The sequence below is a fragment of the Bacillus sp. z60-11 genome, assembly GCF_046464135.1.
GTDB classification, from domain to species: Bacteria; Bacillota; Bacilli; order Bacillales; family Bacillaceae; genus Bacillus; species Bacillus sonorensis_A.
This window is the reverse complement of sequence record NZ_JBIYSN010000007.1, coordinates 235293-261868: the sequence shown is the minus strand read 5'-3', so window position 1 is coordinate 261868 and position 26576 is coordinate 235293. Positions and strand designations below refer to the sequence as shown.

General features: G+C 48.2%; 23 protein-coding genes. 7 read left to right on the top strand and 16 right to left on the bottom strand.

The genetic code is table 11. The features are described 5' to 3' along the window. Positions 1–277 precede the first annotated feature (277 nt). A complete protein-coding gene (locus tag ACINLD_RS19225) occupies positions 278–826 on the top strand; it encodes a hypothetical protein (protein ID WP_277692525.1) in 549 nt (182 codons plus the stop codon). 73 nt (positions 827–899) lie between these two features. On the opposite strand, the gene ACINLD_RS19220 is transcribed toward ACINLD_RS19225, so the two are convergent. From ACINLD_RS19220 to glvA, 3 genes are all read right to left on the bottom strand, one after another. Next, positions 900–2492 (bottom strand): alpha-glucoside-specific PTS transporter subunit IIBC, encoded by a 1593-nt coding sequence (locus tag ACINLD_RS19220; protein ID WP_026589541.1) that lies wholly within the window; start codon positions 2490–2492, stop codon positions 900–902. 18 nt (positions 2493–2510) lie between these two features. Next, positions 2511–3278, bottom strand: a complete 768-nt coding sequence (locus tag ACINLD_RS19215; protein ID WP_026589542.1) for a MurR/RpiR family transcriptional regulator — start codon at positions 3276–3278, stop codon at positions 2511–2513. 116 nt (positions 3279–3394) lie between these two features. Then, on the bottom strand, positions 3395–4744 hold the full coding sequence (glvA, locus tag ACINLD_RS19210; RefSeq protein WP_026589543.1) for a maltose-6'-phosphate glucosidase: 1350 nt from the start codon (positions 4742–4744) through the stop codon (positions 3395–3397). A gap of 185 nt (positions 4745–4929) precedes the next feature. Between glvA and ACINLD_RS19205 the strand changes: the two genes are divergently transcribed. Further along, entirely contained in the window at positions 4930–5256 is a 327-nt protein-coding gene (locus ACINLD_RS19205; RefSeq protein ID WP_077735297.1) for a YnfA family protein, read from the top strand. Here ACINLD_RS19205 and ACINLD_RS19200 read toward each other — a convergent pair whose 3' ends face one another. The 5 genes from ACINLD_RS19200 to ACINLD_RS19180 form a co-directional block, all read right to left on the bottom strand. Next, complete coding sequence (locus tag ACINLD_RS19200; protein WP_077735298.1) at positions 5257–7110, bottom strand: sigma-54-dependent Fis family transcriptional regulator; 1854 nt, start codon at positions 7108–7110, stop codon at positions 5257–5259. Between the two features lie 121 nt (positions 7111–7231). Next, positions 7232–8608, bottom strand: a complete 1377-nt coding sequence (gene lpdA, locus ACINLD_RS19195; RefSeq protein ID WP_077735299.1) for a dihydrolipoyl dehydrogenase — start codon at positions 8606–8608, stop codon at positions 7232–7234. 18 nt (positions 8609–8626) lie between these two features. Continuing rightward, positions 8627–9757, bottom strand: a complete 1131-nt coding sequence (locus tag ACINLD_RS19190; protein WP_077735300.1) for a dihydrolipoamide acetyltransferase family protein — start codon at positions 9755–9757, stop codon at positions 8627–8629. 23 nt (positions 9758–9780) lie between these two features. Continuing rightward, positions 9781–10815, bottom strand: coding sequence for an alpha-ketoacid dehydrogenase subunit beta (locus ACINLD_RS19185; protein ID WP_026589548.1), 1035 nt, complete (start codon positions 10813–10815; stop codon positions 9781–9783). 23 nt (positions 10816–10838) lie between these two features. Next, positions 10839–11813: a thiamine pyrophosphate-dependent dehydrogenase E1 component subunit alpha gene (locus ACINLD_RS19180; protein WP_077735301.1), complete on the bottom strand. Its 975-nt coding sequence runs from the start codon at positions 11811–11813 to the stop codon at positions 10839–10841. A 205-nt stretch (positions 11814–12018) separates the two neighbouring features. On the opposite strand from ACINLD_RS19180, the gene ACINLD_RS19175 reads away from it, so the two are divergent. The 5 genes from ACINLD_RS19175 (at position 12019) to ACINLD_RS19155 (ending at position 18048) form a co-directional block, all read left to right on the top strand. Continuing rightward, on the top strand, positions 12019–12570 hold the full coding sequence (locus ACINLD_RS19175) for a DJ-1 family glyoxalase III (RefSeq protein ID WP_026589550.1): 552 nt from the start codon (positions 12019–12021) through the stop codon (positions 12568–12570). A gap of 272 nt (positions 12571–12842) precedes the next feature. Then, entirely contained in the window at positions 12843–13217 is a 375-nt protein-coding gene (locus ACINLD_RS19170) for a DUF2294 domain-containing protein (protein ID WP_026589551.1), read from the top strand. A 174-nt stretch (positions 13218–13391) separates the two neighbouring features. Further along, complete coding sequence (locus tag ACINLD_RS19165) at positions 13392–14921, top strand: NADH dehydrogenase subunit 5 (protein ID WP_026589552.1); 1530 nt, start codon at positions 13392–13394, stop codon at positions 14919–14921. Further along, positions 14921–17533 carry a DUF2309 domain-containing protein gene (locus tag ACINLD_RS19160; RefSeq protein WP_077735449.1) on the top strand — a complete coding sequence of 871 codons (2613 nt, stop codon included), beginning with the start codon at positions 14921–14923 and terminating at the stop codon, positions 17531–17533. The genes ACINLD_RS19165 and ACINLD_RS19160 overlap by 1 nt, the downstream gene beginning before the upstream one ends. Before the next feature lie 14 nt (positions 17534–17547). Further along, positions 17548–18048: a carbonic anhydrase gene (locus tag ACINLD_RS19155; protein ID WP_026589554.1), complete on the top strand. Its 501-nt coding sequence runs from the start codon at positions 17548–17550 to the stop codon at positions 18046–18048. A 44-nt stretch (positions 18049–18092) separates the two neighbouring features. Here ACINLD_RS19155 and ACINLD_RS19150 read toward each other — a convergent pair whose 3' ends face one another. From ACINLD_RS19150 to rlmD, 8 genes are all read right to left on the bottom strand, one after another. Then, positions 18093–18935 (bottom strand): PRD domain-containing protein, encoded by an 843-nt coding sequence (locus ACINLD_RS19150; protein WP_026589555.1) that lies wholly within the window; start codon positions 18933–18935, stop codon positions 18093–18095. A gap of 42 nt (positions 18936–18977) precedes the next feature. Next, positions 18978–20357, bottom strand: a complete 1380-nt coding sequence (locus tag ACINLD_RS19145; RefSeq protein ID WP_026589556.1) for a sucrose-specific PTS transporter subunit IIBC — start codon at positions 20355–20357, stop codon at positions 18978–18980. A 340-nt stretch (positions 20358–20697) separates the two neighbouring features. Further along, positions 20698–21402 (bottom strand): hypothetical protein, encoded by a 705-nt coding sequence (locus tag ACINLD_RS19140; RefSeq protein ID WP_051290472.1) that lies wholly within the window; start codon positions 21400–21402, stop codon positions 20698–20700. 57 nt (positions 21403–21459) lie between these two features. Beyond that, complete coding sequence (locus ACINLD_RS19135) at positions 21460–22665, bottom strand: MFS transporter (protein ID WP_077735302.1); 1206 nt, start codon at positions 22663–22665, stop codon at positions 21460–21462. A gap of 107 nt (positions 22666–22772) precedes the next feature. Next, the gene (locus ACINLD_RS19130; protein WP_026589558.1) at positions 22773–23093 is read right to left on the bottom strand and encodes a YckD family protein; all 321 of its coding nucleotides are present in this window, start codon (positions 23091–23093) and stop codon (positions 22773–22775) included. A 127-nt stretch (positions 23094–23220) separates the two neighbouring features. Continuing rightward, on the bottom strand, positions 23221–24435 hold the full coding sequence (locus ACINLD_RS19125; protein WP_256860146.1) for a hypothetical protein: 1215 nt from the start codon (positions 24433–24435) through the stop codon (positions 23221–23223). 111 nt (positions 24436–24546) lie between these two features. Further along, the gene (locus ACINLD_RS19120; RefSeq protein ID WP_026589559.1) at positions 24547–25008 is read right to left on the bottom strand and encodes a DUF6884 domain-containing protein; all 462 of its coding nucleotides are present in this window, start codon (positions 25006–25008) and stop codon (positions 24547–24549) included. Positions 25009–25175: 167 nt separating this feature from the next. Continuing rightward, entirely contained in the window at positions 25176–26573 is a 1398-nt protein-coding gene (gene rlmD / locus ACINLD_RS19115) for a 23S rRNA (uracil(1939)-C(5))-methyltransferase RlmD (protein WP_077735303.1), read from the bottom strand. Positions 26574–26576 lie beyond the last annotated feature (3 nt).

The following is a 26576-nucleotide window of genomic DNA, read 5'->3' as shown; positions in this document are numbered from 1 at the left end:
CAATTATACGCTTTCAAACCGCAAAAATACCGTTTCCCCTTTTCTGCGGTTTTTCAATTCATGGTATATTGAAAGAGCAAAAAGGGAGGTGAAAAAGATGAGCGCGGCGCTCGAACAAACCATCCGAACCATATTCAAAGAAGAGCTCCATCCCTTTAAAAAAGAGCTGGTATTGATTAAAGATGAGGTTTCTATGATCAAAAAGGACATGACTTCCCTCAAAAGCGAGGTCAGCGGGCTGAAAAAAGAGGTTTCTTCTCTTAAAAGCGAAGTCGGGGTGATCAAAAATGACCTCGCTTCTGTTAAAGAAGAGGTCAGCGGACTGAAAAAAGAGGTTTCCTCTCTTAAAAACGAAGTTGGACAACAGAAAAAAGAGCTATCCTCTCTTAAAAATGAAGTTGGACAACAGAAAAAAGAGCTTTCTTCCTTCAAACAGGAATTTAACTCTTTTAGAGACGAGACCTTATCACATCAAGAACGTGTTAAGTCTTTTCAAGCCGAAACTTTATCACATCAGGAACGTGTTAAGTCTTTTCAAGCCGAAACTTTATCACATCAGGAACGTGTTAAGTCTTTTCAAGCCGAAACTTTATCACATCAAAAGAACTTTCAATCTTTTAAATCCGAAATCGTCTCAATGTTTCATTCGATTAAAGAGGCTCAGGAGAAGACCCATTCGGAGCTGACTGCATTCAAAAAAGATACGGAAAAAAAATTCAAAGAATTATTTAAAAGAACCGGCTTTTTTGATCAAAACCTGGCGGAAATGACCAAAGAATTGGCGGTATGCAAACGCGATATAGCGAAATTAAAATTTGAAGCTTAAATATATAAAATAAGCTGCCTTTTATCACCCGGCTTTTCTTTTCAGGCAAAAGGCAGCTTTTTTCACTGAAACGTCAGACTCTCAGCAGTTTCTCAACCCTTTCACGGACCTGCGGAACCGAAAGGCCGATGATGATTTGCAAAGCTTTTCCGTTTCTGACGACACCATGGGCGCCAAAGGACTTAAACACGCTGTCCGGCTCCACTTTTGACTCGTCATAGACGCTGACCCTCAGCCTTGTGGCACAATTTGTCACTTCGGCAATATTATCTTTCCCGCCAAGCGCCTGAATGCAAAGGAACGCCTGATCCTGATTTACGTCGACTTCCTTTGTAGCAGAGACCTCTTTTTCAGAATGCTTTTTTGCCTTGTAGTCTTGTTTCGAATAAAACTTTGTTTCCTGCTGCTGATCTATTTCCCGTCCCGGTGTGGCGATATTCATTTTTAAAATCAGAAACCTGAAAACAAAGAAGTAAATGGCTGTGAATGAAAGGCCGATTAAAATTTGAAAAAGATAAGTGCTGCCATGCGAATGAAAAAGAGGGATCCAGTTGAGCGTGAGAATTTCAATCAAGCCTCCGCCCATATTTCCGACCACCCCTGAAGCATACATGAGCGTCGCCATTGTCGCGGCCAACAGACTGTGAACAAAAAACAGGAGAGGAGAAATGAATAAAAAGGTAAATTCAATCGGCTCGGTGATGCCCGCTACCATAGCCGTCAAGGTAATCGGAATAAGCAGACCCGCTACGATTTTTTTCTTCTCCTTTTTGGCCGTCACATAGATGGCGAGCGCAATCCCCAAAATGCCGAAAATCTTTGAGTTGCCATGAAGCGCAAACCCGCCTTGCGGGAACATCTCCTTCAGGGACTGTGTGCTTGCAGCGTATTCACCGAGGTGCTGGGCCCAATGGGTGACGATCCCGCCCTCGACAACGGCCGGACCGAAAAGAAAAGGCGTATAGATAAAATGGTGCAGCCCCGTCGGAATCAAAATCCTTTCAAGAAATGTATAGACCCATACGCCAAATGCCCCCGATCCGACAAGGAAGGTTTGCAGAGAGGCGATGCCGCCTTGTACCATCGGCCAAAAGTATGCTGTCGCAAGTGCAACCGGCAGCATGACGAAAAAAGATATGATGACAACGAATGAAGAGCCTTGAAAAATCCCCAAAAAGTCAGGCAGTTTTTTATCAAAATATCGATTGTGAATATAGACGACGATCGAGGAAATGATAATGGCGCCTATAATGTTTGTATCGAGTGTTTTGATGCCGGCAATTTCCGCGAGTCCGCTTGTTCCCCCAGCTTCCTGGCTCATGTCCACTCCGAAAAAATCTCCCCATACCGTCAGGATGGCGCTGACAAAGTAGTTAAAGGTCAAATACGTAGTAAGCGCTTCCAAACAAGCGCGCGCTTCAGCTTTTTTAGCCAGCGCGATCGGGATGCCCACTGCGAACAACAGCGGCATTTGCCTGAAAACCGTCCAGCCTCCTTCCTCAAGGATATACCAGAATTGATACCAGAAGGTGTCCGGCTTGGCGATGGCCCCCATCAGCTGTTCATTTTTAAATAAAGTGCTCAAGCCTACGACGATTCCCGCAAAAGCAAATAATAAAACCGGTACAAACATAGCGCTTCCGAACCGCTGTACTTTTTGCATCAATGTGAATCCCCCCTGTGTTTACTGAATTTTCTTTTCTTCAGCATAGTCGACATAACTGCGAAACAGCGCTTCCCCGACGAGAAAAAAGGGTGCAAAAGCGGTCAGCTCTGTTTTCGGATAAACCGTGACTGGCTGGCTTGTCGCATAGAGATTATAAGGTGTCAATTGGGCGAGCAGGTTGTTTTTCAAATTGGTCAAAGAGATAAATGGAATCCCTTTTGCAGACAGCGTCTGTGCCTGCGGGATCAGCGCCGGGGTTTCACCTGAAAGCGAAATGATGATGATCAGATCGTCCGTATTTAAATCCGGAAGTATCAAATCAAATTCAATCTGATCCCTGATGATCGTCAAATAGCGGTGCTGGGAAATAAACATCCGCCGCAGTTCACAGGCGACCGACGTTTGCGCAGTTCCGGAGCCGTAGACAAAAATGCGGTCCGCTTCATCAATGAGCCTGCACATATTTCTCATATCCGTATTTTTCAAATATTTCATGCAAGCCTCTATATCTCTCATCAAGCTTTCAAAGGATCGGCAATCTTCAGGGTCCTCCTGCTGCCTTTCCGCCTCCCATTTCAGAAACACCCTAAATTCGCTGTACCCGCTGAAATCAAGCTTTTGGGAAAGCCTCAATATAGATGTGCGGGATACATTGCACTTTTTAGCCAGCTCATTAATCCCCAGCTTGTAGCAGGTATCTTGATGATTCAAAATATATTTCAAAATATGAAAGTCATTGTCATTCAACTTTTTATAATGCTTGTTCATCAGTTCTTCCAATTGCATATCTTCACCCCATTCGTTCTCTATCTCTATTATATAAAATACGAGAACAAATGGGTGGATATGCCTAGGTTTACCGCCGCCTTCCGTTTGGAACAGGCGGCGGCATTCTGAAATCGTTACAATGACGGCTGAAGTTTTTCCGGCTTAAGCTCCGGCCAATAATCTTTGTTCGCTTCAATCAGGTCATCCAAAATCAGCCTGGCGGTTCTGGCATTCGGAACCGTCCGCGATAAGATCAGCGCCTGCCACAGCTTTTGATATGACTTTTCGATCCATGCTTCAACGACAAGCTTTTCAACAGATACTTGCTGTTCCATCAGTCCCTTTTGGAATTGCGGAATCCTGCCTATTGTGATCGGTTCCGGGCCATTCTTTCCGACAAGACAAGGCACTTCCACCATCGCCGTAGGATCAAAGTTTTCGATCGCTCCATTGTTCTCGACAATTAAAAGCATCCGCTCCCCGGTATTATATGCGAGCGCCCTTGCAAGGTCGACGATATATGAAGCATGATCATCGATTTTTATTTGGCTGTCTGCGCTTGATTGCGCTTTGACAATTTTTTCGCATTCCCTGAAAATGAATTTTTCCCGTCCCTCCATGACCTCATTGGCTCTGGTATATTCAGGATTGGATTTTTTGACCATGTCATCCGGATAAAAATAATACTGCAGATAAGTGTTTGGAAGTGTTTCCGGGTCAAGCTCGTAGACTTCACGCGCTTTTTTGAACGTATCATTCCAGCTTGCTTCAGCCTGTTCATGCTCATCTTTCGGAATGTAGCCGTACTCCCGGACATGCTCCCGAATCGCCGGCATCAGGTCGTTTCCGTCCTTATCGTAAATCGACGTCCACCAGCCGAAATGATTGAGACCGTAATAACGGACTATCATGTCTTTCCGTGAAGACAGACCGAGAATCTGAGCCATTCTGTCTTCGATTCCGATCGGCATATCACAAATATTCAACACTTTTGAATCAGGACGGAGCCTTCTGGTCGCCTCTGCGACAATCGCAGCCGGGTTTGAATAGTTCAGCATCCATGCATCAGGTGAATAAGTTTCCATATAATCAATGAGTTCAAGCACGCCCCCGATTGATCTCATTCCATAGGCGATACCGCCGGGTCCGCATGTTTCCTGGCCGACGACACCGTATTTAAGAGGGATTTTTTCATCAAGCTCGCGCATTGCGTATTTTCCGACTCTGATATGGGCCATAACAAAATCAACGTCTGAAAACGCCTCTTCTGGATCAGTTGTCGCCAAAAATTGAACATGCGGCGCCCTTTCTTTCATGAATATTTCACAGGCATCCGCTATTTTCCTTTGACGCTCTCCGTCATTGTCATAAAGCTTCAGCTGACGGATGGGAAAATCGTCGAGATTGTCCAAAAGCATCAACACAATTCCCGGGGTAAATGTGCTTCCTCCGCCTGCGATGACAATTGAATACGTTTTCTTCATTTTTAAAGCCCCCTTATTAGTGTTTACAATTTACTTATATCACGCTTACATACGCCATCCAACAGGTTCAGAGAAGACAGTTCCATAACCCGTGTTCTGTTTATTTTCCCAGAATGCGGGAACTTTCCCGGCCTTTTCGTGTCATGTACAATAAATAGCATGATATCGGAATTGGAGTGTTGTGCATGATGATCACCATCGTTTTATTTTTGCTGGCGGGGTTGGCTGAAATCGGCGGAGGCTATTTGATTTGGCTGTGGTTGAGGGAATCGAAACCGTTTTGGTACGGGGCTTTGGGAGGCCTGATTTTAATTGTGTACGGCGTGATTCCGACATTGCAAAAGTTTCCGTCATTCGGGCGCGTTTATGCAGCTTACGGAGGGATTTTTATCATTCTTGCGGTACTCTGGGGCTGGTGGGTCGATAAAAAAACCCCCGACCTCTATGACTGGGTCGGGGCTGTGATCTGTCTGGCAGGCGTCAGCATCATGCTCTGGGCGCCGCGCGGCTAATTAAAGGTTATACTTCCGCAGCCTTTTGTAAAATGTGCTCCGCGGAATTCCCGCAAGCTTTGCCGCCTCAGAGACATTGCCTTTTGTTTTTTGCAGTGCATCCATCATGATGTGTTTTTGTATATGCTCCCGGAATGTCAATCCGCTTGCAGATGGCTGGCCATCATCCTCAGGCGGCCTCCCGCCTGCCGGCTCAAGGGCGTTTATGACAGGAGCGTATTGTGAAGGACTTATCATTCCGCCGTCCGGAAACAACACCCGTAATCGCTCAAAAATATTGAAGAGCTCGCGAATGTTCCCAGGCCAATGGTATTCGCGAAGACTCCGAAAAAACGCCTGGGGAAAATCGGCCTTCCAATCATGCTTCTTTTTGTAATAGCGGAATAACTCGGGTATGTCTTCCTTTCTTTCACGAAGCGGCGGAATCTTTACCGGATAAACATGAAGGCGGTAATAAAGGTCTTCGCGTATCTTCCCTTGCTGCAACAGGTCATTCATATCCCGGTGGGTGGCGGAAATGATTCTGATGTCCAAAGGGACTTCACGGTTCCCGCCGATCGGAGTGACCTTTCGCTCTTCGATGATTCTAAGCAGCGCCACTTGCATCGCAAAAGGGATTTCACCGATTTCATCCAAAAAGATCGTTCCTTTATGTGCCTGTTCAAACTTTCCTTTTGAACCGCGGCGTTTCGCCCCTGTAAACGCGCCTTCGGCATAGCCGAACAGCTCGCTTTCCATTAATCCTTCGGGGATCGCACCGCAGTTGACGGCAATAAAGGGTCCGTTTCTTCTCGCGCTGGCCTCATGGATCGCTCTTGCAGCAAGTTCTTTTCCTGATCCAGTTTCCCCCCATATGTAAACATTTGCATCCGTTTGGGAGGCGAGCTTCATTTCATGAATTGCCTTTTGAAACGCTTTGCTTGTGCCCTGTTCTCCCGGAAAGCTGAAATGGGAGATCAATATTTGCGCTGGATTTTTGCGGGGGGCTTCCGCCAATGAGATCGACGTCCCGAGCGGATGGCCATCTGTTTCTGAAAGGATGGTCTGCTCGTGCAGCACGTTAAACCCCCCTTCTGTCAGCTCATCGATCTTCATGCCGCGCCAGTCGGAAAACCGCTCTCGAACAGGCCTGCTCGCCGATACAATCCGCTTTTTTTCATTACAGACGACAAACGGTTCATCTGCTTCGATTTTCTCAAGGTAGCGGCTGACAAGCTCCATTTCTTTTCTTTTGGCGGAGACTTGCACATCCCGTTCGATGGCGTGTGCGGCTGTTGCCGCCATTCCCAGCATGAAAGGGTGCCTCCTGTCAGTCAGACAGGAAATGTCGATCACGCCGAGGGTCATGCCGTCTTCATCCTTGATCGGCGCAGCTGAACAGCTCCAATGGTGGGAAGCGACCGAAAAGTGTTCAGAGCCGTTAATCGTAACCGCCTCGCCGATTTCAAGCGCTGTTCCGATTGCATTCGTCCCAACCTCCGCCTCCGTCCAGCGCACACCTTCGACAAAATTGATTTTTCCCGCTTCAGCAAGCGTCCTTTGACTTCCGGCCAAGCTTAAGACATAGCCGTCCGCATCGATCAGGAGGGCCATCATTTCCGATTCCTTTAATTCCTGGCTGATGTTTTTTAAAAAGGGAAGAGCCGCCTCAAAAAATAATGAATGCTTTTTCTTCTGCGCGTTTAATAATTCCTTTTTTAAAATCGACTGTCCTTTATCTAAATACGGATCCACATTTGCTTTTTTGCAGCGGTACCATGACTCCATCACTCTTTTGTTCAGGCGGGCCTGATCGAGAAGCCCCTCCTTGACAAAGCGTTTCCACGTATTTAAATAGCAGGGCGTCGGATTCATTCCATCCTCTCCTAAGGGCTTTTTTCTCATTATAGATAATTATAAAAGCGCTTTCAACATGGTTGATTACCCTTAGGAAAAAACTTCGCATCATGACATGCGAAGTTTTTCGGAACTGTTTTTAACAATGGACTGCTTGGCCTGTTGTGTTCAGCAATGCTTCGTGAATGGCCTCTGATAGAGTCGGATGTGCGGCAATAAAGTGCTCCATCGAATCTGCGGTCAGCTCGGCATGCATCATGACGGACGCCTGCCCGATCAGTTCGGTGGCGCCCGGACCGACGATCGACACCCCTGCGATTTCTTGATATTCCGGGTCCGCAATGATTTTCACTTTACCGGCAGGCTGGTTCAAAATAAGCGCTTTTCCATTGGCGGAAAACGAAAACTCCCCAATCCGAACATCCCCGTACTGTTCCCGTGCTTGTTGTTCGTTTAAGCCAACGCTGGCGATTTCCGGAGACGTATAAATGCAGCGCGGAATAACCTGATGATTGACCTGCACGTTTCGGCCTGATGCATGTGAAGCGGCAATCGTTCCCTCATGAAATGCCGCATGGGCAAGCTGGACACCTCCGGCGATATCCCCGCACGCATAAATATGGGGCAGGTTCGTCTGCATGTGCTCATTGACATGTATGCCTTTGCTGCTGTATTTGATTCCGATCTGGTCAAGGTTTAAACCGGTCAGTCTCGGCTTCCGGCCGATCGCTGTTAAACAAAGATCCGCACGGATGTCAAAACGTTCATTCCCATTTTTCAAGAAAACTTTTTTTGCTGCCTGATCAAGCTGCTCTACGGCAACTGATGTCATGATGTTTACTCCCGATTCTTCAAGCCGGCTGCGCAAGTATTCTGCAATATCCGGGTCCTCACCGGGCAGTATCTGTTCCGCCTGTTCGGCCATGACCACCTTTGTGCCCAATCTGCCGAAAATGCTGGCAAATTCGCAGCCGATGATGCCTCCGCCGATGATGAAAAGCGAGTCGGGAATAGACGGAAGCGACATCGCGTTACCGCTGTGGATGATCCATTTCCCGTCAAAAGGTGCAAATGGCAGCCCGGCCGGTTCTGATCCTGCCGCGATAATCATTTGCTCGGCCTTGATCACCTCGGACTTTCCGCTGTCCTCAATTAAGACATCGTGTTCGGTAAGAAAGGACGCTTTTCCTTTCTTCAGTTTGATTCTGTTTTTATCCATCAAATACCGGATTCCGTCTGCAAGCTGTCTGATGATTTTATTTTTACGGTTTTGAACAGCCTGCCATTGAATCACCGGGTTTTCCTCTGTGAGGTCGATTCCGAACTCACCGGCCGACTTGATCTTTTCGTACATATCCGCGCTTTCCAAAAGCGCTTTGGTCGGGATGCAGCCTTCATTTAAACATGTTCCTCCTAAAGGACCTTGATCAATCAAAATGACTTCCCTGCCGGAGCGAGCGGCTGTAATCGCCGCCACATACCCCGCTGGCCCTCCTCCGATAACGGCGAGTGTCACGGTTTATTCACCTTCTTTCTATAAAAGAATCGATGCCGGATCTTCTAAATAGCTCTTGACTTCAGCAAGAAACGCCGCCGCCGGCGCTCCGTCCAAAGCGCGATGGTCAAAGGTCAGGCTGAGCGGAAGAATGACGCCTCTAGCCAATTCCCCTTCTTGATAAACAGGTGTTTCATACATCTTGCCGACGCCGAGAATACCTGTTTCCGGCGGATTCAAAATCGGGGTGAAGTGCTCTACACCGTATGAGCCGAGATTTGTGATGGTAAAAGTTGAGCCTTCGATTTCATCGGGAAGCAGTTTGCCTTCACGCGCTTTTTTGGCGTACCATTTGATTTTCTTCGCCAGTTCAAGCAACGGCAGCCGTTCGGCATGCCTGACAACCGGAACAGCCAAGCCGTGATCAAGCGCAGCCGCTATTCCTAGATGAACATGCTTCAAAACGGTCAGTCTTCCGTCTTGATAGACGCTGTTCATGTCCTGATGCTCCAACAGCGCAAGCGTCGCTGCCTTGGCGACAAAGTCCGTCAGCGTCAGCTTCGTATCATATTTTGTTATAGCTGTTTCATTGAGCTGCTGCTGCAAGTCGGTTAGCTTTGTGACATCCGCTTTCATGGTGATCGTCAGCTGGGCGCTCTGCTGGAGGCTTTCCGTCATCCTTTGAGCGATCGTTTTCCGCATCATGCTTACAGGCTGTCTATCCGCCTCGTTCGTTTGTTGCTTCGGCTCTTCCGGAAGCGCCTTCAGTACATCCGCTTTCGTGATTCTTCCCCCCGGTCCGGTGCCTTTAAGCGTCTTGATGTCCAGACCGGCTCCTTCGGCGATTTTGCGGGCTGCGGGAGATATTTTAATCCTTTCTCCCGTCTTTTTTTGCCGAGCCTCTTTTTCATCGGTTTTTTCAGCTTGTTCGTTTGCTTCACCGATATAGCAGATGACGGTTCCGGGCGGCACCCCCTCTCCTTCAGGCACTTTAATATCCAAAATGGTTCCTTCAGCAGGAGACTCGATTTCCATTTCGATTTTTTCAGAATTGATGCTTGCAATGCTTTCGCCTTGCCCAACGGTTTCTCCGACTTTTTTGTTCCAGACGGAAACCGTGCCTTCCTTCATCGACATTCCCAATTTCGGCATGACAACCTCGACAGCCATGTTTCTCTCTCTCCTTTCGTTAGTTAAACACCTTGAGGCGATGTTTCCCCGAGCATCTCCAATACGGTGTTGATGACTTTTTCCGGAGTCGGCAAATAAATATCTTCAAGCGGCGGGGAGAACGGAACAGGCGTATGCGGCGCTGTCACCTTTTTAATCGGCGCATCGAGCAAGTCAAAGCCCTTATCAGCGACCAATGAGGCGATGTCTGCTGCAATGCCGCATCTTGGATTCGCTTCATCAACAATGACAAGCCTGTTCGTTTTCTCCACCGAAGCCAAAATCGCTTCTTCATCAAGCGGCGACAGGCTGCGCGGGTCTATGACTTCGGCTTCGATTCCCCTTGATGCAAGCTGTTTTGCCGCTTCCAGGGCTGTATAGATCTGTTTGCCGACCGCAAAAACCGTGACATCAGCGCCTTCCCGCTTCACGTCCGCTTTGCCGATCGGCAGTGTGTAATATCCTTCCGGCACATCACCGGTAATGTTGTACAATGTTTTATCTTCAAAAAAGATGACGGGATCCTGGTCTTCAATCGCAGCCAAGAACAGCCCCTTGGCATCATACGGAGATGAAGGCACGATGACCTTCAGGCCGGGAATGCTTGTAAAAAGGGCATACAAGCTTTGCGAATGCTGGGCAGCCGCTCTGAAGCCCGCTCCGTGCGTCGTTCTGATCGTAATCGGGACCTCCGCCTTTCCGCCGAACATGTAGCGGAACTTTGCCCCTTGATTGAGCACCTGGTCAAGACAGCTGCCGATAAAATCGTTAAACATCAATTCCGCAATCGGCCTGAGCCCCGTTGAAGCTGCCGCCATCGCTGCGCCGATATAGCCCGCTTCACTAATCGGCGTATCAAGGACGCGCTCGCGTCCGAACTCCTGAACAAGCCCTTTCGTAACGCCGAGCACACCGCCCCATGCTTCATCATCCTGCAAATGATCGACAGCTGCTCCGCCGGCAACATCTTCACCCATTAAAATGACATGGTCGTCTTTTCTCATCGCCAGTTTGATCGCTTCATTCAGGGCAGCTGATATACTTAATTCTCTCGCCATTTTTTCTTCCCCCTTCTATTGAATTAATAAGAGACATAAACATCTGTCATGAGCTCACTTTGATCCGGATAAGCGCTTTTCTCGCTGAATTCAACCGCTTCCTCTATCGCTTCCGCCACAGCCGCTTCAATATCGGTCAGCTCTGCTTCAGTTAAAACCTGCTTTGTCAGCAGTTCATTTCTGAAAGCGGTGATTGCGTCTTTTTCTTCCTGATGCTCTGTTTTTTCCTCATTGGTTTTATAGCGCTGGGCATCTCCTTCAAAATGTCCGTAATTCCGGTATGTCATACACTCGATTAATGTCGGCCCCTCACCGTTTTTCGCCCGTTCTACCGCTTGTTGGGCGGCCTGATAGACGGCCGTCACATCTTTGCCGTCGACCTGGATGCCCGGTATGCCGTAGCCGGCTGCCCGGTCGGCGATCGATTTGCAGCTTGACGCATAGGAAAACGGAGTCGCCTCTCCATATCCGTTGTTTTCGGCGACGAAGATGACAGGGAGCTTCCAAATGGCGGCGAGGTTGATTCCCTCGTGAAATGTGCCTTGATTGTTGGCCCCGTCACCAAAAAAGCAAACGCTTACATTTTTTGTATTTTTATATTTTGCTGTCAAAGCTGCGCCGCATGCCAGCGGAAAGCCGCCGCCGACGATTCCGTTGGCGCCGAGCATGCCTTTGTCAAAATCGGCGATATGCATTGATCCGCCTTTTCCTTTGCAAAGGCCTGTGGCCTTTCCGTAGATTTCCGCCATCATTCCCTTTAGGTCACAGCCTTTTGCGATACAGTGTCCATGTCCGCGGTGTGTGCTTGTGATGCTGTCTTTGTCATTCAAATGGGCGCAGACGCCGACCGCGACGGCTTCTTCTCCCGCATAAAGGTGGACAAATCCCGGCAGAATCCCCTGGGCAAACAGCTCATGCACCCGGTCTTCGAACCGGCGAATCTCCAGCATTTTTCTGTACATCCAAACCGCTTTTTCTTTTGTCAATGCCGCTTCCATGTTGCAAAACCTCCTGTCTTTTTTTCGTCACGCCCTTATTTCTTGCAAAAATCGTGCCAACGGAAAAAATGAATACGGCAGCGTTTTTTTGTTGATGGCAGTCTCTAAAAAAGAGACAAAATGAGACAGTGTCTCACTTTGTCTCCGAATGAGTTGCGGGAATCTCTGAATCATCGGTAAAATGAACATACAAGGAGGGTATACGATGAAAAAAGCGTTCGTCTTTTTAATCGATGGATTTGAAGAAATTGAAGCCATTACAACGATTGATATTTTAAGAAGGGCTGAAGTGGATGTCGTCACGGTCTCACTTGACGGGACGCGGCGCGTGAAAGGCGGGCACGAAATTGTCGTGGAAGCCGACCAACTGTATGAGGACTCAGACTTTCGTGAGGCGGCCATGCTGATCCTCCCCGGCGGAAACGTCGGAAGCAAGAAAATGCTGGAGCATCAAGCTCTGCACAAGACATTACAAGAAGCCGCCGCTGCGGAAAAATATGTCGCCGCTATTTGCGCCGCAACAATGACCCTCGGTAAAGCCGGCCTTGTCAGCGACAAAAAGGCAACCTGCTATCCTGGAGTTGAAAAAGAATTGACGGGTGCGGATATCATCACAAATGAGCCGGTCGTCACAGACGGAAAGATCATCACCTCCCGCGGACCGGCGACAACGATTCCGTTCGCCCTTAAACTTGCAGAACTTTTAGGCGGAAAAGAAAAAGCCGATGAGGTGGCAAAAGCAATGCTCGTCTGCTAAGGCGGGCATTGCTCTTTTTCATCCAATAACAATACGGTATTGACATGAGAAATCTTAAAAGCTATGATATAAAAAAGTCATTCCGTAAAGTCAATAATCGTAATCTCATGCAAAAGAGCTTTAGCATTCGGCTATAACGGCATTATGGCCGCGTGAAAAAGTCATCTTTACCGTGCATGACATTAACATTTTGATAGGACGGTATATTTCATTTTCCCTATATTTGTGTATATGGAAAAGAAATATACCGTTTTTTTTAGGAGGATATAACATTGGAAAAACAGAAATTGACGAAGGGGTCTTTGGAGGCTGAAATCAGCAAAGCCTTAACCCAATGGGAAAAAGACTATTTGGGACGGGGATCCGTATCTGTCAAAACAGACATTCTCAGAAATATGGTCATCGTGTCCTTAAACGGCATTTTGACGCCCGCCGAGTACGAACTTTGCAGTACAAAAGAAGGGCTGTTGTCAATCAAAAGAACCCGCTCCGGCTTGGTGGAATCGGGACGGGAACAATTGAGCCGCATCATGAAGGAGCTAACCGGTGAAGATACGGTCAGCTTCCATACGGATATCAGCACGCACACAGGCGAGCGGATCATGGTGTTTAAATTGGCAAACGACCTGCAAAAGAAATTATCATAGAAAAACGGAAGATCTTTAAAGCATGAACATGAGTTAAAGATAAGCCGGTATCATTCAGAAAGATTGGCTGAAAATGGGCCAAGCCTGAATATACCGGCTTTTTTACGTTTTAGAAAGGAAGGCCAGACATGAAACAGTATGTTTTTTTCCATCATGCCGACGGAGGGATGCCGGGTGTTTGATCTGCTAGATTCTTTATTTTGGCTGAAAATATTTTTCGCGTCGCTTGCGCTTTGTTTATTCAGCGCACTGCTCGTGATGCATCCAAAGGTTCCATTGCCCTTTGTACGGGTCCACGCCAAGATCATTGCTCTGCCTCCGCTCGCCGCGCTAGCCGGGGTGATGACGGCAAGTACCGGTCATACTGCAGCTCCTTGGCGCTTGGATTCGCTGGCCTGGCTGATCGCCTTGTTTGTCTTGACCATCGGCTTTATCGTTCAGCGCTACTCCGTCCGGTATTTGTTCGGGGACCGCTCCTATCGTAAATTCTTTTTGCTGCTGACGCTTACGACGGGAGGCGCTTCATCCGCCTGGCTGAACGATGATCTTCGCTGGCTCCTCATTTGCTGGGGAATCACTCTGCTCGGCTTGACTGCGCTTATCGGTTTAAACAGCGCTTGGCAGGCCGCGAAAAATGCCGCTTTGTATGCGGGCCGGATCTTTGCGCTCAGCTGGCTGGCTATAGCGGCGGCGGCTCTTTGGCTCTCTCTCTCGACAGGGCACTGGCAGCTCTCATCCGCCATCGCGGAAGAGAGCCTGGCACAGCTCAGCTCATGGGAGAAAATCGGAATCGGTCTCCTTGTCATTTTAACGGTGATGATTCCTGCGGCGCAGTGGCCGTTCCATCGCTGGCTGCTCGATTCGGCGATTGCGCCGACTCCCGTTTCCGCGGTCATGCACGCCGGACTCGTAAATGTCGGCGGGGTTATGCTGACCCGTTTCGCACCGATGTTCAGCGGTGACGGGCTGCAGCTTATTCTGCTTGTTCCCGCCGTTCTTTCAGTCTTACTCGGAACGGGCATGATGATCGTCCAAACGGACTACAAGCGGCAGCTCGCAGCTTCAACGGTCGCGCAGATGGGCTTTATGCTTGTCCAATGCGCATTAGGCGCCTATATCGCCGCTATTATTCATCTCGTCTTGCACGGCCTGTTCAAAGCCGCCCTTTTCCTGCAAGCCGGATCAGCGGTGCGCCGTTATGAATCGTTCGCATCTAAACCGGGCAGGCCGGCTCTTTTTTGGAACATCATAGGCGGCGTCTTCGCTCTTACTCTCGTAACCGGAATCTGGGTCACAGCTGCGGATGATGGCTATCAATTGATCAGCGCCCTTGTATTAGGCTGGTCACTGTTTGTTGCTTGGCGACAGCTTGTCACAGGCGGGCACGGACTCATCACACGAATGGCCGGACTTTTCATTTTAACGGGGGCTTCTCTCGCGTTTGCCGTCATTCATTCCGTTTTACACGGGCTCTTGAAGGAAGCCGTTGTACAGGGGGCGCAGTCGTCCGCTCTGGCGGCTGTTTTAACAGCGGCCGTGTTGTTATTCGGCACTGCGGTCGGCGCTTTGATCATTCGGCAACGCTTTGCATGGGCCGGCGCACTTTATCTGCTTCTTGTGAAAACGGGTGAGCCCCATTCCGATTCGGTCGAAGAACGGCCGAACTATCTAGACCAATATCTTACAGAAGGAGGTCGTCAATGATGAAAGCAGCATCCACATTGTCTAAACAATTGATCTTCAAATCCGAACATCAGGCCGATGACCTTAATATCGACGAATTGGTGCAAGCGGCAGCACGGGTCATTGCGCCGCTTTGGCCTATCGAAACCTTTGCCGCGCGCCATCCGTGGATGGGTCTTGAAGAACAAACATTTGAACAGACAGCGCGGCGGCTTAAACAACAGCTTCATGTTGACATCTACCCAAAGCCCTCGATTTTCCGCTCTGCAAAACAACGGGGGGAAATTGATGAGGCGATTCTTGAAAAAAAGCTGCTGCATTGGCTTGATTCGCACCCGCCCGGTATGCAGAGGGAAACAGCAGAAGCGTTTTGCAAAGCCGCGCTCAAGCTGGACGAAATACCTGAAAAGCTTATGTCATCCCCCCATGTAAAGAAGCTTGCCAAACAAGGCTCCAGCGGGGTAAATGCTGACTGGGAAACGAGCTTTATTAAACCGCTAAGTGTTTTTGCCGGACAAAAAACCGCTCACCTCCTTGACCATCAGGTGATTAAATGGTCTAAGCTGTACCTTGATGAGTCACAATCGGCATGGCGGCTTCCGCATCGTGAAAAAGGGTTTTACAGTGCATGGCGGCAGCTTGTCGAGCACGACCCCGCCCTGTCGCGCGCGGAACGCCAACGGCTGAATGGGTGGCCGGAAGAACCGAAAGACGCATTAAAAAGATCGCTCGCAGCACTTGATATTTCTAATGGAGACATGCAGGACTATCTCGAAGCTCATTTGCTTTCTTTGCCGGGATGGGCCGGGATGATGCTCTGGCGCTCCCAGCATTCGCGGGAAGAAGAAGGGCTGTTGCTCGAGTATCTGGCTATCCGGCTTTCAATGGAATGGATGCTAGTTGAGCCTTATTTGCCGCTGTCTAAGCCAAAACCTGAAAAAGAGATGCAGCTCGTTCCTTTGATTGCGGCCTGGCTGCATTGGGGCGGCCTCACTCCTGACGCATGGCTCAAACTTTCTCCGGCAGAGCAAAAAGCGCGCTTAACACTCGCTCACCGCTTTGATGGCATGACGTGCAGGCGCCTCTGGCTGGAAGCGTGGGAGGAAACATATGCCGCCGAGATCAAGAAGCTCACGGCTGACAAACCGGCAGCTGCCGAAACAAGTGAACCGGTGCTCGCCCAGCTTGCATTTTGTATCGATGTCCGTTCAGAGCCGTTCCGCCGTGCATTAGAGAAATCAGGACCTTTTGAAACGTATGGGACAGCCGGCTTTTTCAACCTGGCAATCGAAACGTGTGAACTTGGCAGCCAACATAGCCACAGCTCTCTGCCGGTCATTCTCAAACCGCAGCATCGAGTAAAAGAAACGGCTGAAGAATCGAGTTTTAAAACATTTCAAGAACATAAAAAAGCGGCAGCTTCGCTAAGCTCAGCCTTTAAAAAAATGAAACAGAATCTTTTGGCGGGTTTACTGCTTCCCGAAGTAAGCGGTCCTTGGCTGAGCCTGCAAATGACCGCGCGCAGCCTGGCTCCCCGCAAAGCAGGAGAAGCTTTCCGGAAAGCGCGGAAGGCATGGCTGAAGAAGCCTCAGGCAAAGCTCTCGCTTGATCGCATAGAAACACCTGAAGCCGACATTCCGGTCGGATTTACGGAAGAAGAAAAAGCCGCCTATGCCAGACAGGCATTACAGATGATGGGGATCACAGACCGGTTCGCTCCGTTGGTTGTCATTTGCGGACACGGCAGCAGAAGCACGAATAACCCTTATGCCTCGGCATTGGACTGCGGCGCCTGCGGAGGCGCATCGGGTGCTTTCAACGCACGCGTCCTTGCCGCTATATGCAACCTTCCCAGCGTCAGACGAAGGCTCCGCTCCGACGGCATCTTCATACCGGATGATACGGTGTTTACCGCCGCAGAGCACATTACAACATTGGATGAATTGCATTGGCTCTATGTACCTGAGCTGTCGGAAAAAGCTCAAAAGGCGTTTGACCGCATTCAGTCAGCGCTCCCCGATGTCAGCCGCACTGTCGGAGGAGAACGCTTAGCCGAATTGCCTCAGTTTGGATATAAAAATCCGCGCAATGAGATTGAGCGCTTTGCCGAAGATTGGAGTGAAATCCGTCCCGAATGGGGCCTGGCCCGAAACGCTTCATTCATTATTGGCACACGCCGGCTTACACGGGGAGCCAACCTTGAAGGAAGGGCTTTTCTGCACAGCTATGACTGGCGGAATGACATAGACGGTTCCATCCTTAGCGGCATCATTTCAGGGCCTGGGACGGTGGCCCAATGGATCAATCTGCAGTATTACGCATCAACCGTTGCACCGCATTATTACGGAAGCGGAAATAAAGCGACTCAAACCGTCACTTCCGGCCTCGGCGTTATGCAGGGAAATGCAAGTGATTTGCTGACAGGTCTCCCTTGGCAGTCTGTCATGCTGTCAGATCAAGAGATTTATCATGCGCCTCTCCGGCTGCTTATTGTCATTGAGGCGCCCCGGGAACATATCGAACGGCTGCTTGAACAGGATCAATCTTTTCGGCAAAAAGTGGAAAACGACTGGATTCTCCTTGCTTCAATCGATCCGCACGGAAACTGGGAGAACTGGACAAAAACAAAATGAATGAGGTGAATGGAATGGAAGGAACGAAAAATAAAAATGTGTTGTTGATTACCGGGATGGAGGATCAGCTTGAACAATCAATCTGCCATGCGGCATCTATTCAGCCGGAAAACACGGTTATTTTAAAAAGCGTATTCCCTCATATTTCACAGCCATACAGCGATTTAATGAGGGACATCATCACGCTTGTCATCCAGAACAAAACGGAGGAAATATTGATTGTCCGCTCCAAAAATGAAGATCCGGCTGATATCGATCTGGACAATTACATGCTTAACAACCCGCATGTAAGCGATAGATTAAAGACCATCGATTATCTTTTTCAGCATGGCAATCCAGAGTTTCCCTTCAGCAATCTGAATGAATGGCTGAACGGGGGAAAACCCGTTGATTTAGGGATAAAACAAAGTGTCGACATGATTCGGCAGCACCCATTCATCCCCTCACATGTCAAAGTCCGCGGCTTTTTAATAGATACGGAACATGAGGTATTAACAGAAATTAATGCTGAATAGAAAAATGGAGCCGAAGACTACTCGGCTCCATTTTTCATTCAATGTTAAACAAGCGCAGAGCGCTGATAAAATCTCTGGATATGCATGGTGATATAGCAAAGCTCTTTTTCCGGAAATTCAAACCCGTACTCATTCTTGACGAATTCTCCGATTTCCCGCGCACACAAATAAGCTTCTTTAAACTTCTTTTTGATCAGGCTGATCATGTCTGCATCCAGTTCGTAAAACGATTCCCCCGTTTCGATATGCTGAATCGCAAAACGGAGATGGGTGACGAGCCGCTCATATGAAATGGTTTCATCTTTAATGGTGATGTTCAATTTGTTTTCGATGACCCTGATGATATCGCTGATCATCGTTGTCAAATCAAGCGTCTTTGTCATGTCACCGGCGTTTGTTTTGGCTGTGTGAATATGTAAGGCGATGTTTGCGACTTCATCTTCGGGGATCTCGATTTTCAGTTTTTCTTTAATAAGGGCTTGTGCCCAGCGGCCGATTTGGAATTCTTTCGTGTAAAGGACTTTGACTTCATCAAGCAATGGATTTTTAATCACCATTCCCTTGCTCAAGCGTTCAATCGCAAATGAGAGGTGATCGGAAAAGGCGACATGAATCCGTTCATTGATTTTAATCCCCAGCTCTTTTTCCGCGTGAGAAATAATATCCTCTGCAACCTGGATGTGGTCTTCCGGCAGTGTTTTTAAGATTTTCTCAAATTGGCGGTATTCTGATGAGTCTTTCATGACAAATATTTTCTCGATTTTCGACCTGTCGACAACATCATTTTTCTTCTTCTGAAATGCGACCCCAGACCCTAATACAATTTTTTCTTCATCCTCATCTTTTACAACTAGCGCATTGTTATTTAAGATTTTCTTTATTTTCATAGCTGCCTTCCTTTCATCCTGTTTTGACGAATGAAAACGGAATTATTCTTTTTCTTCTTGGAACCCGAGACATAGAGCTGCAATGAACGCGGAAACCGCTGCAATCGCAAATCCGATTAAGTAATGAATCAGATTAGCCGGCCCGAGAGGAAGAACAATCGAAATCATCGGTATGCCGGAAAGTCCGTATGAATTTGCCGCTACATTCATGACGACGACATATGCGCCGCCAAGCGCGCCTCCGATCGATGCCCCGATAAACGGACGAATCAGTTTCAGATTCACACCAAACATGACAGGCTCGACAATTCCCAAAAAAGCAGTGAGTGATGCAGGGATGGCGATCTTTTTTACTTCCGCGTTTTTTGTCATAAGAAAAACGGCCAGACCCGCACCCCCTTGAGCGACATTGGCCATCGACCAAATCGGAAGCAAAAAGTTGACACCGTATTCGGGATCTGCGAGCAGGGACGCTTCAATCGCATAAAAGCCGTGATGGAGGCCGGTCAAAACAAGCAGTGAATAAAGCCCGCCAAATAAAAATCCGGAAGCCGCCCCTGCATTTTGATAAATAAACCCCAAACAATCGCTCATCAAGTGGCCGATGAAAAGAGAAGCCGGCCCCATGATAAACAGTGCGGCAAATCCGGAAGCCATCACCGTCAGAAATGGAATGGCGATCAAATCCAATGACCGGGGAACGATTCTTTGCAAAAACCGCTCAATTTTGCTCATGATATAGACAGACAAAAGAATCGGGATAACCGTCCCCTGATAGCCGATGAGAGGCACTTGAAATCCAAGGATCTCTGCAAAGGACGGTGTTTGGCTGCCAAGCATTTCCGGATCGAGCAAATCCGGGTGAGTCAGGATTCCGCCGATGACGGCCCCTAAAAACGGATTCGAGCCGAACCGTTTAGCCGCGCTGAACCCGAGCAGCACAGGCAGAATGACAAATGCAGCGCTTGAAAAAATATCGAGCATTTTCATGACGGGACCGTCGTAGGCGGCCAGGCGGAATTCCTTTATGACACCGATAACCCCCATGAGCAACCCGCTTGCAACGATCGCCGGGATGATCGGAACAAAAATATCAGACAATGTTTTTGCAAATCTCGTCAATAGATTGATTCCAGACTGCGCTTCCGGCGTGTTCTCTTGATCCATAGGAGCGGGATCGCTGTACTGAGCCATTTCTCTATAAATTTTATTGACGATGCCCGCACCGAAAATAATCTGAAATAAACCATATCTAAAAAAAGTCCCCTGTACAGCCGCCATCCTTTCAATGGCCTCTATATCTATTTTTTCCTCATCTCTGACAGTGAAGCGCAGCCTTGTCGTGCAATGGCTGATGCTGATGATATTATCCGCGCCTCCAATGAGGGGCAACAGTTCTCTTGCAATCTCTTGATGCTGCACAACGGTGACCTCCTCTAATTTTTCTATCCTATCAAATCACTAAAAAACGATCAAAATGAAAATCGGACCATATTCTTAAAGAAAAATAGCTTGGTCATCTCTTTTGGCCTGCAACAACAAAAGACCTAAAATGTGCGAAAGGACATCAACCGATAGGCGCAAAAAAGCACACTAAAGGCGCGGTTCCATTTAGCACATTCTAGGTCTTGCCTGCTTCACCAGTAACAATCCCGACATTATTCGTTCTTAATATGATTCTATTCCCTTCACACCTTGACATCAATAGTACAAATCACCCATATGTTTTCAAGTAAAAAAGAGAAGGGATTCACTCCTTCTCTCATTTCTCATGATTTGCTAAAACTTGAACTTCTTGAAGCGCTGTATCCTTACCGTTTTCAATCCATACACTGTATTTGACATATCCCGGCCGGCCTTCCCCGTCCAAGCCCATACCTGTTATATCCAGTTTGTCATATCGATAGCCCATTAAGCGTTCTCTGACGGCCTTCGCTTGTTGATAAAACTCTTCTTTGCCGCCCCGTCCGGAATTTAAAGTGACGGAGACCGCAACCGTTTGCTCCTGTTTCATCGCCTTGTTCCATTTGCTGTTCTTTTTGAAAGGCTTGTTTCCGGAGAGGTCAACCTGAACGCGCATGACATTTTCCAATGCTTCATCAAGGTGTTTCTTCATTTCCTCGGCCGCTTCCCCGCTTATCCGGGCTGCCGTTTTTTGATGCTCAGCTTCGATGATGCCGTCTTCGGTGACTTCTGGATGGATAAACCCTTTGACGGTGAAAATCAACTCATCCGTCCGTTTGTCTGTTGGATTTGATATATGAAAAACGTATTCTGCATATTTAAAATTGTAAAAGCTGTTTTTGATTTGCAAATGTCGCTCAGGATATGTTTCCTCTAAATATGAGAGCAGCTTTTTTTCAGCCAGCGCGCGGCTGAGCGGATTCCCGTTGAAACCGTTATAAATAGAGCCGCCGATGACGAGCAGCAAAAACAGGATACCGATCCAAATTGCTTTTTTTCTCATTTATATCAGCTCTTTCCAGACTCTCGTTTCCTTCCATTATGAAACAGAGCCCTCAACCTATACAAGCTCTTTTTGCTTCGTCTCCGATCCCAAAAAGAAAATGGCGGCGACCGCAGCTAAAACCGCAATGCAGAAGATGAAGAAAATCATGGAAAGCGCTGTGCCTTGACTGACAAGATAACCGACAAGAAGCGGTCCCAAAATACCGCCGATCCTGCCGAATCCCGCTGCCATACCCGCACCGGTTCCCCTGATCGCTGTCGGATACTGTTCGGGTGTATAAGCATAAAGCGCTCCCCAGGCTCCGAGGTTGAAAAACGATAACAGCATCCCGGACGCCAAAAGAAGAGCCAGTGATTCGGCGTTTCCGAAAAAGTAGGCGCTGACAGCAGTGCCCAATAAATAGATCATCAGCACCATTTTCCGTCCGGCTATTTCAATCAGCCAGGCCGCTGAAAAATAGCCGGGCAGCTGCGCCAACGTCATGATCAATACATATTCAAAGCTTTTAATCATGCTGAATCCCTTCATCACCATCACGCTCGGCAGCCATAAAAACATGCCGTAATAGGAAAAGACCACGCAAAACCAGACGATCCACAGCATGGCCGTAGGGCGGGCGTAGCGGCGGGACCATACGCTTTTCACATTTTCCAGCACAGTCGTTTTTTGTTGTTGGTCGAGATTTTCGTATTTTGGCGAATCCGGCAATGCCAGACGCAAATACAGCGCATAGAAAGCCGGAACGGCGGTGATGAGAAGGGCAACCTGCCAGCCGTAGGCCGGGATAATAAAATATGAAATAAGTGCTGCCGCCAGCCAGCCAAACGCCCAGAAGCTTTCCAATAAGACAACAATTCTTCCCCGCCGCTCAGGTGCGACCGTTTCCGAAACAAGCGTCGAAGCGACGGGAAGCTCTCCTCCCAATCCCATGCCGACAAAAAACCGCAAAATCAAAAATGCCGTTAATGTCGTTGTGAAAGCGGATAAACCGCTGCCGACCGAGAAAAACAGCAGCGTGATCATAAACACATGCTTCCTTCCGACGCGGTCAGCCAGCAGCCCAAACACAAAAGCCCCGACGGCCATCCCGATGGAATTGACACTGCCGATCCAGCTCATTTCCTCAGGCGACAAATTCCATTCCGCGTGCAAAGCCGCGATGATAAACGATAATATGCCGACGTCCATTGCATCAAACAGCCAGCCCAGACCGGCGATGCCAAGCAGCTTCCGCTCTGAGATCGGACGATTCTTCTTCATACTCACAACACCTCTTTATCTCTTAGCTGATTTACATGAGTATTAGTTTACACCTGTCTTTACACTTTTGTCACGAAGAAATTGGGCTGGCAGTGTAAGAAACGGGGTTAATAATGGATGCGATGATGAAACTTTTTTTGATGATGCCCCCATTTCGGCATGAATCCTTCTTTTTTCTCTTTTTCATACCGCTGTTCCATATGTTTTTTGATGTCGCTTCCTTTTTTTTCATCCATCATTCCATATTCCACATATCTGTCGATCAGCTGTTTTTTCTTTTCCATAATGTCTTTTTGCAAGGTTGACAGCTCATTCTTTTGCTCTTCCGTTAAATCTTGATATTCCTGCGTCTTCCCATGTACGGAAGGAATGCCCGCGGCAAAAGCCATTGGAATGATCAGCACAAGGCAAAGCGATAATTTTTTCATCACACAACATCCTTTCTTATGATAGATCAATTGCTATTTTTTTCTTATTTGTGTGATTTTATGCAAAAAATAAACCGCTCTTTTTTTAAAAAAGGAACGGCAGGGTTTAGCAACCCCGCCGTCATTTTCATATCTCTTTTTCCACATCCTTCAGTTTGATCTCCGTGTCTTTTTCAAAAAATGCGCTATATTTTACATATCCGTCTTTGACGTTGTCATCAAATATGTTGGCATTGATATTGACCGTTTCATAGTCATATCCTTCTGTGTTTAACACGTGCTGGATCTTTTTGGCCGCGCTGAAGACGGATTGTTGATCGGCATTTTCGGCATCAAGTACAATATCAATTTGCATCGGCTGATCCAGCTTAATGTCTTTGCCCCATTTTGCATCTTCCGGCAGCCGGCCTTTTAAAACTTCGACGTAAACATCGACAGCCGCCACGTTTTTCACTTGTTTGGATAAAACAGTCTTGAGTTCGTTTGCGGCTTCTTCGCCGAGCCGCTCCATCAACGGTTTATTGAGATTCGCCTCGCGGATGCCGTCAAAGGTGATTTCAGGATGGAGCCAACCTGCTACTGTAAAGTCATAGGCGAAGGATTTTGTTTCATCACCTGCTTCAATGACATCAAACGAGTAGTCGGCGAACTTAAAGTTATAAAAGCCATCCCCTAACCGCAAGTTTTTCTCTGGGTAGCGGTCCGTCAAATAGCGCTCCAGCGATTTCTTAGCAAGCATTTCGCTAATCGGGTTTCCATTAAAAGCATTGTATATGGAAAGGATGCATACCGGCACCGCCAAGAGCAGTGCACCATGGCCGACTTTCTTTTTCAACACACCCCTGCTTTCATTCAGCTTTAAGCAGAGCCAGCCAAGCAAACAGCCGGCCATAGCGAATAAACCGTGAAACACAGCGAGCAGCACGGCTCCAAACACGGAGCTTGCGAATCCCTCATCCCAGCCTGTGATGGCATCGGCAAGCCCCCAAATCAACATCGGAACAAAGGAAAGAAGGAGAACGACTTTCACCTTCCGATAGAACAGATAAGCCAGGATGCCAAGCACTGTATACCATAAAATAAAGCCGAAGCTTCCGTTTAAAAGCGATGTTTTGATCGCGAGGAAAAGCGATATCGCAGTCAATATCAATTGATAAATGGAGAGCTTGCGATTCATGCGTTTATGTATTGTTTCAGGAGGTGTCTCACACACCATAAGCTTTCGATATTCTTCATTGTTTGCGGCCTGTTCTTCAAGCCATTCAGCCGTCTCTTTACTTAACTTCCCCTCATGATATAAAGGCAGCAAATCTGTGATAACAGAGCGGTTCTTATCCTCCATCATTCCCCTCCCAGGTTGAGCGCTCCCGCATGTAGCAGTTCACTGATTTTCCATTCATATATTAGTAGTGAAAACACAGAATTTGTTACAAAAAAAGAGACAAAATGAAAATCATTTTGTCTCCAGTTCACGGCCGCAAGCGACGGCTTTTTGCAGCGCCTGAAGCATATAGCCGATTCCCCGGTATCCACCGAGCGGATAGGTGATAAGCTGAGGATCGCCAAACACGCTTCTTAAAACCGGACGATATTTTTTTCCGCCGAGCATGACAACCTCGTCAAACCCAAGCAGTTTTTTCTCTGCGGCCTGTTTTTTAAGCGCCTCCGCTGTCATGATCTCAGGGTGACCCGTCCCAAAGGTGACATCATAGTTTTCAGGAACGATATCGCAAGCGCTCAGAAAGCCGTGTTTGGCTGAAAGGATCACCCAGTCGTCAAAAAAGTTCTGCGCATATGTACGACAGGCTTGGTGAAACGGACTCATATAAACATCCTTCGCGGGAGACGGCCCTCTTTCCGGATCGACATCCCAGATTTTTTTCGCGCCGCACGGGATGATGCAGAGTCTTTTCATGGGCGGTTCCTCCTTTGAGATTTTTTACGCCTTGATGATAGCGGGGATGATGCATTCCCTGAAGATGAGCTGGCCTTGAATGATAAAGACAGTGTTTAAAGCGGCCAATCAACGGCCGCTTTTTTGATAATGATTTCTCTTAGGGAAAAAACTCAATTTTCACAGGTTCAATGATTTTTTAAAAGCAACTGTACAACGCACTCCACATGCGCCGTCTGCGGAAACATATCGACAGGCTGGATGTATTCGGCACGATAGTCCTTCGCCAAGTACTGCAAGTCTTTGGCAAGTGTCGACGGGTTGCAGGAGACATATACGAACCGCTTCGGCTTGACCTTTCGGATCGTGTCCAAGAACATGCGGTCACAGCCTGTTCGCGGCGGGTCGACGATGACGACGTCGGGGCGGAAGCCTTCGTTCGTCCATTTTGGCAGCCAATGTTCGGCCGTGCCTGTGACATATTGGGCATTTTTGATTCCGTGCTTTTTAGCGTTTTTGTTAGCGTCAGCGATCGATTCTTTGATCACGTCCATACCGCGGATTTCGCCTGCGCCGTCGGCGATCCACATGCCGATCGTGCCGACCCCGCAGTAGGCGTCAACGACTTTTTCGCGCCCTGTCAGCTTAGCCGCTTTTTTGACTTCGTCATAGAGCTTGACCGTCTGGATCGGATTGAGCTGAAAAAAAGCCCGGGAACTCAGCTCAAATGAGACGTCGCCGAGAAATTCCTGGATGACCATGTTTCCCGCTAACAGCCTTGTATCTTCGCCGAAAATGACGGATGTTTTCGCTTTGTTGACGTTTTGGATGACCGATGTTACTTCTGGCAGGCGTTTTTTGATTTCTTCTGCGATCAGCTCCTTGCGGGGGAGTTCGTTTTTTGCCGTGACAAGCACGACCTGCACTTCGCCCGTTTCAAAGCCGACTCTTGTGACGATCGTGCGGACATCGCCGGTCCGCTTCCGTTCGTCATAGACGGTAATCCCGAAGTCTTCGAGAATCTGTTTAACGGTCTGCGTCGTTTTGTTCGTCGCCGGGTGCTGGACGATGCATTCCGTGATCGGAACGAGCCGGTGGGAATCAAGTCCGTACAAGCCGGCCACCATTTTCCCGTTTTTTGTGCGTCCGAGCTGGAATGAGCTTTTATTCCGGTAATGCCACGGATTTTCCATTCCGATTGTCGGCCGGATATCCATTTTGCCGATATCGAAACGGGTGTGGCGTTCAAGCGATTGAATGACGATATCGCGCTTTTCTTTCAGCTGCTGGTCGTAAGCCAAATGCTGCAGCTGGCAGCCGCCGCACTGTTCATAGATGATGCAGGGCGGTTTTACGCGGTGCTCGGAGCGTTTGCGAACCTTTTTGACCCGCCCTTCGGAAAACTTCGGATGCACCTTTGTCGCCTCGACGACGACTTCCTCTCCGGGCAGGGCCCCGGGAACAAACACGACCTTTTTCTTAAAATAGCCGACGCCTTCGCCATTGATGCCGAGGCGTTTGATCGTCAGCGGAAATTGCTGCCCCACTTTTAATTCTGCTGATGATCGTTTTCTTTCCTGTTTCAATCA

Excerpts from the sequence above, each read along its gene's own strand:
- ACINLD_RS19215 (WP_026589542.1), bottom strand. The coding sequence starts at position 3,278 with ATGCAATTGGAAGAACTGATGAACAAGCATTATAAAAAGTTGAATGAC.
- glvA (WP_026589543.1), bottom strand. The coding sequence starts at position 4,744 with ATGAAGAAAACGTATTCAATTGTCATCGCAGGCGGAGGAAGCACATTT.
- ACINLD_RS19205 (WP_077735297.1), top strand. The coding sequence starts at position 4,930 with ATGATGATCACCATCGTTTTATTTTTGCTGGCGGGGTTGGCTGAAATC.
- ACINLD_RS19200 (WP_077735298.1), bottom strand. The coding sequence starts at position 7,110 with ATGAATCCGACGCCCTGCTATTTAAATACGTGGAAACGCTTTGTCAAG.
- ACINLD_RS19190 (WP_077735300.1), bottom strand. The coding sequence starts at position 9,757 with ATGGCTGTCGAGGTTGTCATGCCGAAATTGGGAATGTCGATGAAGGAA.
- ACINLD_RS19185 (WP_026589548.1), bottom strand. The coding sequence starts at position 10,815 with ATGGCGAGAGAATTAAGTATATCAGCTGCCCTGAATGAAGCGATCAAA.
- ACINLD_RS19180 (WP_077735301.1), bottom strand. The coding sequence starts at position 11,813 with ATGGAAGCGGCATTGACAAAAGAAAAAGCGGTTTGGATGTACAGAAAA.
- ACINLD_RS19175 (WP_026589550.1), top strand. The coding sequence starts at position 12,019 with ATGAAAAAAGCGTTCGTCTTTTTAATCGATGGATTTGAAGAAATTGAA.
- ACINLD_RS19160 (WP_077735449.1), top strand. The coding sequence starts at position 14,921 with ATGAAAGCAGCATCCACATTGTCTAAACAATTGATCTTCAAATCCGAA.
- ACINLD_RS19155 (WP_026589554.1), top strand. The coding sequence starts at position 17,548 with ATGGAAGGAACGAAAAATAAAAATGTGTTGTTGATTACCGGGATGGAG.
- ACINLD_RS19150 (WP_026589555.1), bottom strand. The coding sequence starts at position 18,935 with ATGAAAATAAAGAAAATCTTAAATAACAATGCGCTAGTTGTAAAAGAT.
- ACINLD_RS19140 (WP_051290472.1), bottom strand. The coding sequence starts at position 21,402 with ATGAGAAAAAAAGCAATTTGGATCGGTATCCTGTTTTTGCTGCTCGTC.
- ACINLD_RS19135 (WP_077735302.1), bottom strand. The coding sequence starts at position 22,665 with ATGAAGAAGAATCGTCCGATCTCAGAGCGGAAGCTGCTTGGCATCGCC.
- ACINLD_RS19130 (WP_026589558.1), bottom strand. The coding sequence starts at position 23,093 with ATGAAAAAATTATCGCTTTGCCTTGTGCTGATCATTCCAATGGCTTTT.
- ACINLD_RS19125 (WP_256860146.1), bottom strand. The coding sequence starts at position 24,435 with ATGGAGGATAAGAACCGCTCTGTTATCACAGATTTGCTGCCTTTATAT.
- ACINLD_RS19120 (WP_026589559.1), bottom strand. The coding sequence starts at position 25,008 with ATGAAAAGACTCTGCATCATCCCGTGCGGCGCGAAAAAAATCTGGGAT.